This is a genomic window from Actinomadura sediminis, assembly GCF_042675525.1.
GTDB classification, from domain to species: domain Bacteria; phylum Actinomycetota; class Actinomycetes; order Streptosporangiales; family Streptosporangiaceae; genus Spirillospora; species Spirillospora sediminis.
Window position 1 is genome coordinate 16854 of the sequence record NZ_JBHTJA010000012.1, and the last position, 12452, is coordinate 29305.

13 protein-coding genes are annotated in these 12452 nt (G+C 70.6%); 9 read left to right on the forward strand and 4 right to left on the reverse strand.

The window, feature by feature from the left end; all coding sequences use genetic code 11:
* The first annotated feature begins 86 nt into the window (after window positions 1-86).
* The 3 genes from purQ (at window position 87) to ACFQ11_RS09195 (ending at window position 5378) form a co-directional block, all read left to right on the forward strand.
* Window positions 87-767 (forward strand): phosphoribosylformylglycinamidine synthase subunit PurQ, encoded by a 681-nt coding sequence (purQ, locus tag ACFQ11_RS09185; RefSeq protein ID WP_378297565.1) that lies wholly within the window; start codon window positions 87-89, stop codon window positions 765-767.
* A gap of 1484 nt (window positions 768-2251) precedes the next feature.
* The gene (gene purL, locus ACFQ11_RS09190) at window positions 2252-4438 is read left to right on the forward strand and encodes a phosphoribosylformylglycinamidine synthase subunit PurL (RefSeq protein ID WP_378297664.1); all 2187 of its coding nucleotides are present in this window, start codon (window positions 2252-2254) and stop codon (window positions 4436-4438) included.
* Between the two features lie 121 nt (window positions 4439-4559).
* Complete coding sequence (locus ACFQ11_RS09195; protein ID WP_378297566.1) at window positions 4560-5378, forward strand: MerR family DNA-binding transcriptional regulator; 819 nt, start codon at window positions 4560-4562, stop codon at window positions 5376-5378.
* Window positions 5379-5390: 12 nt separating this feature from the next.
* Here the strand turns inward: ACFQ11_RS09195 and ACFQ11_RS09200 are convergent, their stop codons facing one another.
* The 4 genes from ACFQ11_RS09200 to ACFQ11_RS09215 form a co-directional block, all read right to left on the reverse strand.
* On the reverse strand, window positions 5391-5984 hold the full coding sequence (locus ACFQ11_RS09200) for an HD domain-containing protein (protein WP_378297567.1): 594 nt from the start codon (window positions 5982-5984) through the stop codon (window positions 5391-5393).
* Window positions 5985-6428: 444 nt separating this feature from the next.
* On the reverse strand, window positions 6429-7007 hold the full coding sequence (locus ACFQ11_RS09205) for a hypothetical protein (RefSeq protein ID WP_378297568.1): 579 nt from the start codon (window positions 7005-7007) through the stop codon (window positions 6429-6431).
* 411 nt (window positions 7008-7418) lie between these two features.
* Window positions 7419-8156, reverse strand: coding sequence for a creatininase family protein (locus ACFQ11_RS09210; protein WP_378297569.1), 738 nt, complete (start codon window positions 8154-8156; stop codon window positions 7419-7421).
* An 8-nt stretch (window positions 8157-8164) separates the two neighbouring features.
* Complete coding sequence (locus tag ACFQ11_RS09215) at window positions 8165-8647, reverse strand: hypothetical protein (RefSeq protein WP_378297570.1); 483 nt, start codon at window positions 8645-8647, stop codon at window positions 8165-8167.
* Between the two features lie 1242 nt (window positions 8648-9889).
* Here ACFQ11_RS09215 and ACFQ11_RS09220 point away from each other — a divergent pair.
* From ACFQ11_RS09220 to ACFQ11_RS09245, 6 genes are all read left to right on the forward strand, one after another.
* The gene (locus ACFQ11_RS09220; protein ID WP_378297571.1) at window positions 9890-10267 is read left to right on the forward strand and encodes a hypothetical protein; all 378 of its coding nucleotides are present in this window, start codon (window positions 9890-9892) and stop codon (window positions 10265-10267) included.
* Entirely contained in the window at window positions 10267-10476 is a 210-nt protein-coding gene (locus ACFQ11_RS09225) for a hypothetical protein (RefSeq protein ID WP_378297572.1), read from the forward strand. The genes ACFQ11_RS09220 and ACFQ11_RS09225 overlap by 1 nt, the downstream gene beginning before the upstream one ends.
* A 116-nt stretch (window positions 10477-10592) precedes the next feature.
* A complete protein-coding gene (locus tag ACFQ11_RS09230; RefSeq protein ID WP_378297573.1) occupies window positions 10593-11327 on the forward strand; it encodes a GntR family transcriptional regulator in 735 nt (244 codons plus the stop codon).
* A gap of 158 nt (window positions 11328-11485) precedes the next feature.
* Entirely contained in the window at window positions 11486-11896 is a 411-nt protein-coding gene (locus tag ACFQ11_RS09235; protein WP_378297574.1) for a plasmid replication, integration and excision activator, read from the forward strand.
* On the forward strand, window positions 11896-12171 hold the full coding sequence (locus tag ACFQ11_RS09240) for a hypothetical protein (protein WP_378297575.1): 276 nt from the start codon (window positions 11896-11898) through the stop codon (window positions 12169-12171). Before ACFQ11_RS09235 ends, ACFQ11_RS09240 begins: the two co-directional genes overlap by 1 nt.
* On the forward strand, window positions 12168-12440 hold the full coding sequence (locus tag ACFQ11_RS09245) for a hypothetical protein (RefSeq protein ID WP_378297576.1): 273 nt from the start codon (window positions 12168-12170) through the stop codon (window positions 12438-12440). Before ACFQ11_RS09240 ends, ACFQ11_RS09245 begins: the two co-directional genes overlap by 4 nt.
* The last annotated feature ends 12 nt before the right edge of the window (window positions 12441-12452 follow it).

The window sequence follows — 12452 nt, forward strand, 5'->3', positions numbered from 1 at the left end:
ACGCGCAGCGGAGTTCGACGCAGCGGTGATCGACGAGGACCACCCGACCGTCCGCGGCCGCACCTCATTTCGGAGGAACAGAACAGATGGACGCTGCCCGGGTTGGGGTCATCACCTTCCCAGGTTCCCTTGACGACAAAGACGCGGCACGAGCGGTCCGGCTCGCGGGAGCCGAGCCGGTCGCCCTGTGGCACGGCGACCACGACCTTCGGGGCGTGGACGCCGTCGTGCTGCCCGGAGGGTTCTCCTACGGGGACTACCTGCGGGCCGGGGCGATCGCCCGCTTCGCGCCGCTGATGACCGAAGTGGTCGCGGCGGCGAACGCGGGCCTGCCCGTGCTCGGCATCTGCAACGGCTTCCAGGTGCTGTGCGAGTCGCACCTGCTGCCCGGCGCGCTGCTGCCCAACGCGGGCCTGCACTTCGTGTGCCGCGACCAGCGGCTCCGCGTCGAGAACGCCGGGACCGTCTGGACGAGCGAGTACCGCGAGGGCCAGGAACTCGTCATCCCGATCAAGAACGCCGACGGGCGGTACACCGCCGACCGGGAGACCCTGAACGAGCTGGCCGAATCCGGCCGCATCGTCGCCCGGTACGTCGACCTGAACCCCAACGGCTCCCTCGACGACATCGCCGGGATCACCAACGAGGCCGGCAACGTGGTGGGGCTCATGCCGCACCCCGAACACGCCGTGGAGTCCCTGACCGGCCCGTCCACCGACGGGCTCGGTTTCTTCACCTCGATCGTCAAGAGACTGGTCAACGCATGAGCGAGCAACGGCACGACGTCCCCGAGCGCAAGGCCCGGGACAACTCCGACGAGCCCTCCCTCGAGTGGCTCGCCGAGCTGAGCTCCGACGCCGACGACCCCGAACTGCAGCCGGTCGACCCATCGGTCACCCAGGGGTTCGCCGCGATCCTCGAAGAGGACGACGACGCCGCGCAGGCCCCCGCCGAACCACCGGCGCCCGCAGCCGCCGAGCCGTCCGGCCCCGCGCCCGTCCAGGGCCCCGCGCCCGCCCAGGGCGCCGACCCGGCCGCCGGCGAGTTCGCGCGCGCGCTCGCCGAAGAGCAGTCGGGCGCCGTCCCCGACGCGGACCCGACCGTCACGATGCCCGACCCGAACGGCGCCCCGGTGAGCAGCCGGACGGGCGGCTTCCCCGCCCTCGGCACCGGCCCGCTTCCCCGCGTGGCCCCCAACACCGGCGGCTTCCCGGCGGTCGGCCCCGGCACCGGCCCGCAGCCCGCCGTGGGCCCGGCCCCCGGTGAGCACGGTCCGGGCACGGGCCCGCAGCCCCCGGTCGGTCCGGGTACGGGCGGTTTCCCGGCGGTCGGCCCCGGCACGGGCGGCTTCCCGGCCGTCGGCGGCCCCGGCACGGGCCCGCAGGCGGCCGTCGGGCAGGGCCCCGGCCCGTCCGGCGAGCACGGCCCGGGCACGGGTCCGCAGCCTCCGGTCGGTCCGGGCACAGGCGGTTTCCCGGCGGTGGGCGGCCCGGGCACGGGCCCGCAGCCCCCGGTCGGTCCCGGCACGGGCGGTTTCCCGGCCGTCGGCGGCCCCGGCACGGGCCCGCAGGCGGCCGTCGGGCAGGGCCCCGGCCCGTCCGGCGAGCACGGCCCGGGCACGGGCCCGCAGCCTCCGGTCGGTCCGGGCACAGGCGGTTTCCCGGCGGTGGGCGGCCCGGGTACGGGTCCGCAGCCCCCGGTCGGTCCCGGCACCGGTGGCTTCCCGGCGGTCGGTCCGGGCACCGGGCCGCAGGCCGCCGTGGGAGGGGCGCCGGAGCAGCAGTACTCGGGCGCCGACGCGCTGTTCGCGATGGGCACCGGGGCCTCGCCGTCCGGCGACGGCGTCCCGCACGTGGAGTTCCCCCCGGGGACGGGCCTGCAGGGCGTGGTCATGGGCCGCGGCGCCGGGACGTCCGGTGACGGAGGCCACGAGGACGCCGAGGAGGCCCACGGGTACCCGGCCAACCCGACCACGGGATCGTTCCCCGCGATCGGGACCGGCACGGGCCCGCAGGCGTCCGTGGACCCGGACGGCGGCGCCTTCCCGGCGCTCGGCGGCGGCACGGGCCCGCAGGACGCGGTCGCCGCGGAGCAGCCGCACGCCCCGGGCGAGGGCGGCGGGCCGTTCCCGGCCGCCGAGCAGGGCCCGGAGCCCGGCCCCGGTCCGCGGCCGGAGGTCCCGCAGGGGACGGACACGGTCGCGGTCGCGGCGGCGACGCCCGACCGGCCGCAGCCGTACGCCGAGCTGGGCATGAAGGACGACGAGTACCGGCGGGTCCGCGAGATCCTCGGCCGCCGTCCCACGTCCGCCGAGCTGGCGATCTACTCGGTCATGTGGAGCGAGCACTGCTCCTACAAGAGCTCGAAGGTGCACCTGCGCCAGTTCGGCGACAAGGCGCCGCAGACGGACGCGCTCCTCGTCGGGATGGGCGAGAACGCGGGCGTCGTGGACGTCGGCAAGGGCTGGGCGGTCACGTTCAAGGTCGAGTCGCACAACCACCCGTCCTACGTGGAGCCCTACCAGGGCGCCGCGACGGGCGTCGGCGGGATCGTGCGCGACATCATGTCGATGGGCGCCCGCCCGATCGCGGTGATGGACTCGCTGCGGTTCGGCCCGGCGGACGCGCCCGACACGCAGCGGGTGCTGCCCGGCGTGGTCGCGGGCGTCGGCGGCTACGGCAACTCGCTGGGCCTGCCGAACATCGGCGGGGAGACCGTCTTCGACGCGTGCTACGCCCAGAACCCGCTGGTCAACGCGCTGTGCGTCGGCGTGATGAAGCACGACGACATCCAGCGCGCGGTGGCGCCCGGCCCGGGCAACAAGGTGATCCTGTTCGGGGCCGGCACGGGCCCGGACGGCATCGGCGGCGCGTCCGTCCTGGCGTCGGCGACGTTCGACGACGAGTCGCAGCAGAAGCGCCCGTCCGTGCAGGTCGGCGACCCGTTCATGGAGAAGCTCCTGATCGAGTGCTGCCTGGAGCTGTTCCGCGAGGACCTCGTGGTCGGCGTGCAGGACCTCGGCGCCGCCGGGGTGTCGTGCGCGACGACGGAGCTGGCGGCCGCCGGCACCGGCGGCATGGACGTCGAGCTCGACGCCGTCCCGCTCCGCGACGAGACGCTGCGCCCTGAGGAGATCCTCATGAGCGAGTCTCAGGAGCGCATGATGGCGGTCGTCACGCCGGAGAACGTCGACCGGTTCATGGAGATCTGCGCCCGCTGGGAGATCCCCGCGACGGTGATCGGCACGGTCACCGACACGGGCCGCCTCGTGATGCGCTGGCAGGGCGAGACGATCGTCGACATCCCGCCGGGCACCGCCGCCGACGAGGGCCCGGTCTACCGGCGTCCGCTGGAGCCGCCGCACGACCTGGGCGCCCTGCAGTCGGACACGCCGGGACGGCTGACGCGCCCGTCCACGGGCGACGAGCTGCGCCGGACCGTCCTGTGGCTCGCCGGGTCGCCGAACCTGGCGGGCAAGACGTGGGTGACGTCCCAGTACGACCGGTACGTCCTCGGCAACACGGTCCTGGCCCAGCCGGAGAACGCGGGCGTGGTCCGGATCGACGACGAATCGGGCCTCGGCATCGCGCTGTCGCTGGACGGCAACGGCCGTTACACGCGCCTGGACCCGTACTCGGGCGCGCAGCTCGCGCTGTCGGAGGCGTACCGGAACGTCGCCGCGACCGGCGCCCGTCCCCTCGCGGTGACGAACTGCCTCAACTTCGGCTCCCCGGAGGACCCGGGCGTCATGTGGCAGTTCCAGCAGGCCGTCACGGGCCTCGCGGACGCCTGCCAGTACCTCGGCGTCCCCGTCACCGGCGGCAACGTCAGCTTCTACAACCAGACGGGTTCGACGCCGATCAACCCGACGCCGGTCATCGGCGTGCTGGGCGTCCACGAGGACGTCCGGCGGCGGGTGAACATGTCGCTGACGACGGACGGCGCGACGATCGCGCTGCTCGGCGAGACCCGCGAGGAGTTCGGCGGGTCCGAGTGGGCGCACGTCGTCTACGGGCACCTGGGCGGGCTGCCGCCGCTGGTCGACCTGGCGGCGGAGCGCGCGCTCGCGAACGTCCTGCAGCAGGCCGTCCGGGACGGGCTCCTCACGACGGTGCACGACCTGTCGGACGGCGGCCTGTCGCAGACGCTCGTCGAGTCGTGCCTGCGCGGCGGGCTCGGCGCCCGGATCACGCTGCACGGCGACCCGTTCGTCCAGTTGTTCAGCGAGTCGGTGGCGCGGGCGATGGTCGCGATCGTGCCGGGCGCGGAGGCGAAGGTCGCGGCGCTGTGCGAGGCGCACGGCGTCCCGGTGGCCCAGCTCGGCGTGGCGGGCGGCGACGCCCTCACCGTGTCCGCGGGCCAGGACGAGCTGTTCAGCATCCCGCTGCACGAACTGCGCGAGTCGCACGAGCGCATGCTTCCGAGCTACGCCGACTGACGACGCGCGAAAGGGCGCCCTCCACCGCGGAGGGCGCCTTTCGCGCGTCCGCTGGTCAGGGCGGACCTGCTCGCCGGTCGGCGTTTGACCCTCCTGCAACGGGAGGTCGGACACTGATGGCATGTTGAGCATCGGCGAGTTCGCGAACATGACCGGGTTGAGCGTGAAGGCGCTGCGCCACTACGACGACAAGGGCGTCCTCTCCCCGGCGGAGGTCGACCCCGCCACGGGCTACCGGCGCTACTCGGAGGGGCAGGTGCGTTCCGGGGCGCTGGTGCGGGCGATGCGGGACGCGGGGCTGCCGCTGCCGGCGGTCGCGGCGGCGGTGCGGGACCGCGACGTGGCGTCCGCGCTGGACGAGCACCGGCGGCGGGTCCTCGCGGAGCGGGCGCGCGAGGACGCGGCGTTCGAGAACGCCCGGCTCGTCGTGTCGTCCTTCGCGGCCCCCGTCGAGGTGACCGAGCGCGAGAGCGCGCCCCGCCCGTACGCGGGCCGGGCCCTCACGGTCCGGACGGACGGCGACCACGACGTGAGCGACGACGCGGCGAACGACCTGCTGATGGGGTTGTTCGCCGATCTGCGGCGCGACGGCATCGAGCCGTCCGGGCGGTTCTGGACCGCGGTCCGGGAGGGCGACGCCCCCGAGCACGCGGAGGTCGTGTGCTGCTGGCCGACGGCGGAGCCCGCGCCCGCCGGGTGGGGCGGCCCGGGGACGATCGTCGGCGTGCTGCCCGAACGGCGCGAGCTCGTCGCGACCTGGCGCTCGGTGACCGGCGGCCCGCTCCCGGAGGGCTCGGTGCACCCGGCGGTCGTCGCGCTGTTCGACGCCATCGCCGCCCGCGGCGTCGTCGTGTCCCACGACGAGGTGCGCCAGACGGTCCTCGGCGAGGACGAACACGACCACGCCGTCGAAGTCGCCGTGACCGTCCAGGAGGCGTGAACTCGCCGGGCCTCAGGCGTGGATCGGGTGGGCGGCCTGGAAGGCCAGCCGGTCGTCGGCGGTTTCGGCGATGCGGGCGAGGAGGTCGTCGAGCGCGGCGAACTCCTCCCATGCCGGACGGCCGGACGCGTCCGCGAGGCGGGCCACGACGAGGTCTTCGAGGTCCGGGACGCGCTTGCCCTTCCACACCTTGTCGGCCAGGCTCACCAGCAGGTCCTCGAGGGTGATGCCGGGACCGCTCCAGGACGCGTGGGTGGCCGCGAAGCGGGCGAGGGCCGCGTCGAAGCCGTGCCGCAGCAGCAGCTCCCGGCCGGCGGCCTCGTGGGACGAGCCGGGGCCGGAGAGCTCCGCGACGTGCAGGGCCTTGCCGATGTCGTGGGTGGCGGCGCCGAAGAGCACGGCCCGCCGGTCGAACGGGACGTCCGGGTGCCGCCGCCCGACCCAGTCGGCGAGCCGCCCGGCGACGTCATGGACGAGGCGCAGGTGGGCGGCCAGGCGGGGCGGGCAGTCCAGCGCCGTCAGCAGCTCGGCGACCCGGTCCGGCAGCGGGGGCAGGGGCGGTTCGGCGGGGTCGTGCAGAGCGCGCGTCAGTGCGGCGGACGGCACCGCGCCTCCTCGGCGGACCGGTTAGAAGACCGAGTTCTGAACCCTACAAGATCATGACCAGCGAGGATACCTCGTATGACCGCGCTGACCTGGGGCCTGAGTCCTTGTCGACTCTCAACATCTCGCACATGATCGCGACCCCATGTGCCCCCGGTGTGCCCTGCGTGCCCTTGAGGAAGGGCGTCAGCTTGGGAAGTCTCGTCCCTAGATCAACGATTACCAGCCGACCCGCTGACCTGCCCTGGCGTGCCCTCGACCCCGTTGACGACCGTAAGCGTCCATGATCGTCCGCCCTGACGGGCACGCAGCGGGCACGCGCCGCCACTTGTAGCCGCTCCACAGGGTGGAGTGAACAAGAAGACGACTAGACCCCCTTGACCAGCAAACGGACGGTCTCACACCGCACAACCGGGGCCGTCCGTTCCGCGATAGTTCCGTACGGCTTCAGTCTGGAAGCCAATACCCGTCTTCTGGGCCAAGGTGGCGTATTCGACGTAGGTCCTCGTCGGCTCGACGCACATCCTCCTCTGCCTGACGCTTGATCTTGATGGCTTCCTGCTCTGCGGCCTGACGCGCGCGCTCAGCCATGCGCTCCCTCTTTTGTTCGGCCTCCCATATGGCCTCCCGCATGGCTTCGCGCTCAGCGGCCTCCCGTATGGCCGCACGCCGGTCAGCCTCGCGGCTCATGGCCGCCATGTGGGCTCGCAAGGCGGACTGATGCGCCTGCTCCTCGGCGATTTGGCGCAGGACTTCTTCCCTTCGGCGGAGGGTCTTCGGCTGCACCCAGCGCTTAAAGATCAAGTATCCAGGCGGTATAGCGATGAGGATCGCGACGAGCTGCATCAGATAGAAACGCTCTGTCTCTGGCCAACCCGTCTGGAGTGTGATGATCGCTGTCTCGTCAACCAGCAAGGTCCACATCGCACCCTCCGGGGGCACACAGCAGAATCTGTAGCGATAGTTCCACAGTAACGTCGGGAGCGCTCCCGGTCGATTGGATTGCCTTACCGTGCTGCTGCTCACCTGTGCTTCTCGGCTGCTGTCGTCCCGCATACTGGGGCTGCTTGGCTCTGGTTGCGCTGATCTTCCGGACGATGGTGCCTCCTGAACGGACGAAACAACGTTCCGAAGTGCTTATTCGCGCGGACGATCTCAAGCTGGCAAGGGCCTCATCGCGCGAATGAGTACTTCGGCGCGCGGGGGTCCATGGGGGTCGCGAGACCCCCTGGTAAGCGCACGCCCGATCCGATGCACGCTGCGGTCGTCAGCCGGACGACGGCGGTTCAGCGCCACGGCCGTCGCTGAGTTAATCGGGCTGACGCTTCGACTCGCGCGGCTCGGCGGTCCGCCGCCCGGGGACCGGCGCCCACGCCGCACGCCCCGGGCGGCGTAGCCGCCGGGCCTGCGGCGGCGCGAAGCGGCGCCGCCTTGATCTCAAATGGCTGAATTCGGCAAGGAGTTGGCTGCGTCCGGCGGCTCGTCGAGCAGGCGCAGGACGGCTGCGAAGTTGCGCACGAGGGAATCGAGGACAGCCTTGCCCTTCTCGGCGGTGCCCAGTGACGGGCGGCCGATGACGCCGTTCTCGGTGTACGCCTGCATGCCCGTGGTCAGCAGGTGGCGGCGGTCGTCGGCAAGGTGGTCGGCGCTTTGGTAGCCGTCGCGGACGAGTTCGGGGGCGGAGTGAAGGAGGATCGAAACCTCTAGCTCTCCGGCGTGCATGTCCTCGTGGTGGTTGGTGGTGAGGTGTCCGGCCTGCCGCGCTTCCTTCCAGTCGTCGGACTGGGGGTAGAGGGCCATCCGGCGCCCTTCGGCGTTCGCCTCCTGGACGACGTTGCTGAGGACGTAGTTGCCGCCGTGCCCGTTCACGATGACCAGTGCTTCGGGTCCGGAGCGGGTGAGCGAGTCATAGATGTCGGAAACGATCGCGTAGAGCGTGCGGGCCGAGATGCTGACCGTTCCGGGCCATGCGCTGTGCTCGTGCGAACAGCCGATGCTGACCGGTGGAAGTAGACGGACGGGGTAGACGTCCGCCAGCTCGCGGGAGATCGCGCACGCGACCACGGTGTCTGTCGCCAACGGAAGGAAATCGCCGTGCTGCTCGAAGCTGCCAACGGGCAGGATCGCGACGGAGGCGTTACGCTCGCGCTCCTCCGTGCTCGTCGCCGTGGGCATTAGGTGCTTCACTGTGCTCCCTCTGGTCGAGATCTCGGGCTCGGGAACGACTCGGCCACCCGGTCAAGCCTCATGATCAAGTCTGTCACCGTTGGATCGCGTGACCAGCGGGCGAGACGGTGACGCACTCGGCGGAGCTGAGCGGCGACCCGGACCGACCCGATTGACTGCGTGAGCGTCAGTGCCTCCTCGGCGACGTTGCACGCTTCCTCGACCTCGTCGGCCACAGCGTAGGCGGTGGCCAGACGTGCGAGGCACAGCACGTGATCACGGATCTGAGTAGAGCCATTCAACTGGGCTCGGCTCTCTTCAAAGACGGTGAGCGCTTCGCTCGGACGACCGAGAGCGAGCCATGCCGCGCCGGTCTCCATCTCGACGTATGCAGGGGAGCAGTAAGGAGCGCGGTCTTCCTCTTCCTGGTCGAGTCCGCCGGCGGCTTGTGCAAGCGCGTTCTCGGCGTCCTCTTCGACCTTGCTGGGTTGGCGGAGCATGGCATGGGCGTTCGCGCGTTGCCGCAGGATGACGGCGCGTAGTCGGGGGGGTAAGTGCTTCGTTCGGCTTCAACGCGGTATTGGCTAGACTGAGAGCGAGCGACGGATCTCGGGCGTCGGTCGCAATGTTGCTCTTACGCATGAGGATGTAGGAAACGACGCGCTGGTCTCCGAGTTCCATCGCGTAGTCGAGCGCACGGTTCGTCCAGTACATGGCGCCCTCGTAGCGGCCCGCGTCCTGGTGGAGCCACCCGAAGAACTCAAGGTATTCGCTTGCGAAGTTCAGTGCCTCGGCTCGGTCGGCTCCCCGCGTGACCCGGCAGACCTGTTCAATGACCGGCACCTGAGCATGGACCGCGGGGAGCAGGTAGAGCGGTCCCATCACCGCGTCGGCCTGGATGTGGGCCTTCAGGACTTCCCGTAGACCTGCGGTCGTCCTCGGGTGTGCGGTGGTGAGGTTGGCGACAGGGGGAGCGGCGAGTGCGGGCGTTGCTTCGGACTCCCGTGAGTTGGGCACGTTGCGCGGGGCCAGACCGAGGCGCATACGCGCGTGGTCGGGCATGTTCAGGCCGTCTGCGATCTGCTCGAACAGGGCCAGCTTCTCGACGGGGCCACCGTTGCCGCGCATGAGGCCGTTGACGCGGCTCTGCGGGACGCCGGTCAGTGCCGCGATCCTGGTCTGAGTAGCTCCGGCGTACTTCTTCGCGAGTCGAAACAGTGCGCCGGTGTCCCGGCTGGACAGTGCCTCGTCGGCCTCGGGTCCCTGCCACACCCAGTCCGGTAGATGGATCGGCTCGAACGCTGACCCGACCATTATCGGCTGTCCCTTTCGCGGTGTTTCCGTCCTACTTCTTCCCGTGCTCGTGACTCCGGGGAGCCTATATCTACTCATTAGATAACGCGAGGATCTGGGGTTGCCCCCTGTTGACCTTGAACCCTGGGGTCATGACAGATGCGCGTTCCGCTGAACAGTGCTCGTCGTGCAACGGACGGGGCTGGAAGCTGGTTCACCCCCGCCGGGCTGTCCTCGTGGTTCTTCGGGGGTCCAACCCCGGTCCTGAGCCTGAGCGCGCCCCGTGCCTGCGGTGTCGGCCGGTGCAATCGGCTCGGGCCGCGTAGAAGCCGCGGGACCGGTGACGTAGATCAGTGGCGAGTTCGGCCGGTTCTCCCCGTTCCGGTCGAACGGGTGGACTGCCATGCCCCCCGCGTCACCGGTCCCGCTTCCACAGGGAGTAGGGACCCATGAGCGAGATAACACGCGTCCACTCGGGGGCCGACGGGGAAGGCCACTCGGCGGCCCTCGCGCTGGCCAAAGAGGTCCAAGCGCGGAACCTAGAGGTCGTAGCGGTCCGGGCTGGGTCGGTCCGCGTACGCAACCCGGCCGGTGAGCCGGACCAGGACGACCCACAGGGGCAGGCGTTCAGCCCTGGCCTGCGGCAAGAGGTCGTGAGCCGTCTCTGGACCGATGGCGTGCTCTGGTGGTTCTGGGTCTGGAGCGGCCCCACGCGCAATTCCTGTGCGGAACTGGAACCGCTGTGTCCGGCCGATGACGTCGTGACGGCTGCTGACCGGCTTGCAAAGGTTCTTGCGGTGCTTGAGGCACCGAACGCCGGTGTCTGATGGCTACGCGTGTCGAGTGGGCGCCGGACGCGGTCCGGCGGTTGTGCGGCGAACTCGAACGCCAGTTGCCGGGCGTCCTGGCCTGGTACGGCAACGAGACGGGTTCATGGTGGGCGTTCGTCCCGGTGACGAGCGGGGATCGGCTCGTCGAGGCCGAGACTCCTCGGGGCCTGCGTGAGGCCATCGTGAAGGTGCAGGCGTGGGCGTAGCCTCGCGCTGATTCCAACAAAAGTACTGCTCGGGGCGCTCCGAACGGAGTGACAGGACGGGTGACCTCTGGTTTCCTGAGGTTCTACTCGTGTTGTCGAGATGTTGGTAGGTCCTCATGTCGGATGGCATCGCCTCCTACGCCCCGAAGTATGTCCAGATCATGGAGACGCTCCGGCGACGGATCGCGGACGGCGTCTATCCGATTAATGAGCCGTTGCCCTCAGAGCCGAAGCTCATGAAGGAGTTCGGCGCGTCCCGCCCCACCGTCGTGCGCGCCTTGAACGAGATGCAGCTCCTCGGCGAGATCCGGCGCGAACACGGGCGGGGCTCCTTCGTCATGCCGCCTTCCTCGGCGCGTGCGGCCGAACACGCCGGCCCCGGCTTGGCCGTCCTGGATCGGCAAGAGTCCTCGACGTCCATGCAGCTTGTGACGGTGGGCCGCCAGTCGGCATCCAACCCGGCGGCGGCCCTCCTCGGCCTCGCGGAAGGGGCAGCGGTCCATCTGCGCCGCTACGTCGGCTATCACGACTCCATCGCAAGCGAACTCGTCTCCATCTGGGCATCCCTCGACGTTGCGCGCGTGACGGGCATCGACCATGACGGGCCGCTGAGCGTCCCGGTACGGCAGTTGATGACGGCGGGGCTCAAGGAGCGACTGACGCGCATTGACGAACGACTGAGCGCTCGCCGTCCGACCGAGGACGAGAGTGAGCTTCTCGGGCTCGCTGTGGGTGATCCGGTGCTGTCGGTCCTTGGATCGGTCTGGGACTCGACGGGGCGAACGGTCCTCGTCGTGGAGGTCGTTCTCCCGGGCACCCTTCACGAGCTGGAAGACAGCTACATACTGTGATGTGATCCAGATCACTCGATAGATCGTCTTTCCCTCATTGCAAAACGCCCTCTGTGACGTAGGCGCTGACTCACCAGCAACACGACAGGACGAGTTGCCGGTAGGAGAACCGCCCGACAGATGGAGTGATGCAGGATGGCGATTCAGGGCCGGATCCCGTGAACTTCGGGGACGCGTTCCCGCACGGCGTCTATGCGACGGGACCGGCGGAACCCCTGGAGAACTTCGAGACCAAGCGTCAGGAGAACGACAAGGAGAACGGGCTCCCGGTGTGGGTCGTGGACGTCTACGACGCCGACCCGGCCGGTAACCACAAGGCGTCCGCCATCAAGGTCAAGATCAGCTCAGAGGTCTGCCCGGTCGTCCCGGAACCGGCCTTCGGCCCGTTCCGCCCTGTCGAGTTCGACGGGCTGACCGTGACGCCGTACATCGAGGAGATGGGGCGCAAGCCGAACGGCGACCCCCGGACGCGTATCGCCTACAGCTTCCGGGCGCGTGGTGTGCGGGCTCCCGGCGGTGCGGGCAAGCCCTCGGGCCGTCCGGCCGGTGCCGCTAAGGACGCGGCCTGATGGCGGGCGGGCGCGTGTCGGCGCTCTCGCTGCCGGTCGGCTCATCGGCCTCGACCGAGTACCGGGCCTTCCGTGGGCGTACGCCGCTGTTCACGGTCTCGGCCGGTCGGGTGCTGGTGACCCTGGCTCTTCCAGAGCGGCTGAGCGCGGGTGACGTGGAGTTCGCCCGGCGGCTGGCCGAGCAGGCGGCGGCGTACGCGACCGAGGTCGAGCGGCTGTACCGCTCCGGCCGTCGTCCCTCGGGCCGGTCCTCGGATGCGGGGAGGGCGGCGTGAAGGACACCACGGGCACGCTGAGCGTGCATCTCGGGGCGGGTGCGGTCGTCCAGTGCTTCACCTACAAGGACGACGGTCCAATCCTGGCGATCGACGCGCCGGGCATCTCCCTGTCCCTGACGAACCGAACGCCCGTCGCGATGGTGGCCGGTGACGTGGAGAACGCGCGGCGGCTGCTGGAGGCCGTCACCACGTTCGCGGCCGAGGTCGAACGACTCCACGCGGCCAACGAGACGGCGGCCGAATCCGCGGGCGACGTGGCGGCCTGATTCAGGCGGGGG

Bases quoted from the DNA above. Each gene is read 5' to 3' on its own strand.
- purQ (WP_378297565.1), top strand. From the start codon at position 87: ATGGACGCTGCCCGGGTTGGGGTCATCACCTTCCCAGGTTCCCTTGAC.
- purL (WP_378297664.1), top strand. From the start codon at position 2,252: ATGAAGGACGACGAGTACCGGCGGGTCCGCGAGATCCTCGGCCGCCGT.
- ACFQ11_RS09195 (WP_378297566.1), top strand. From the start codon at position 4,560: ATGTTGAGCATCGGCGAGTTCGCGAACATGACCGGGTTGAGCGTGAAG.
- ACFQ11_RS09210 (WP_378297569.1), bottom strand. From the start codon at position 8,156: ATGCCCACGGCGACGAGCACGGAGGAGCGCGAGCGTAACGCCTCCGTC.
- ACFQ11_RS09215 (WP_378297570.1), bottom strand. From the start codon at position 8,647: ATGCTCCGCCAACCCAGCAAGGTCGAAGAGGACGCCGAGAACGCGCTT.
- ACFQ11_RS09220 (WP_378297571.1), top strand. From the start codon at position 9,890: ATGAGCGAGATAACACGCGTCCACTCGGGGGCCGACGGGGAAGGCCAC.
- ACFQ11_RS09225 (WP_378297572.1), top strand. From the start codon at position 10,267: ATGGCTACGCGTGTCGAGTGGGCGCCGGACGCGGTCCGGCGGTTGTGC.
- ACFQ11_RS09230 (WP_378297573.1), top strand. From the start codon at position 10,593: ATGTCGGATGGCATCGCCTCCTACGCCCCGAAGTATGTCCAGATCATG.
- ACFQ11_RS09240 (WP_378297575.1), top strand. From the start codon at position 11,896: ATGGCGGGCGGGCGCGTGTCGGCGCTCTCGCTGCCGGTCGGCTCATCG.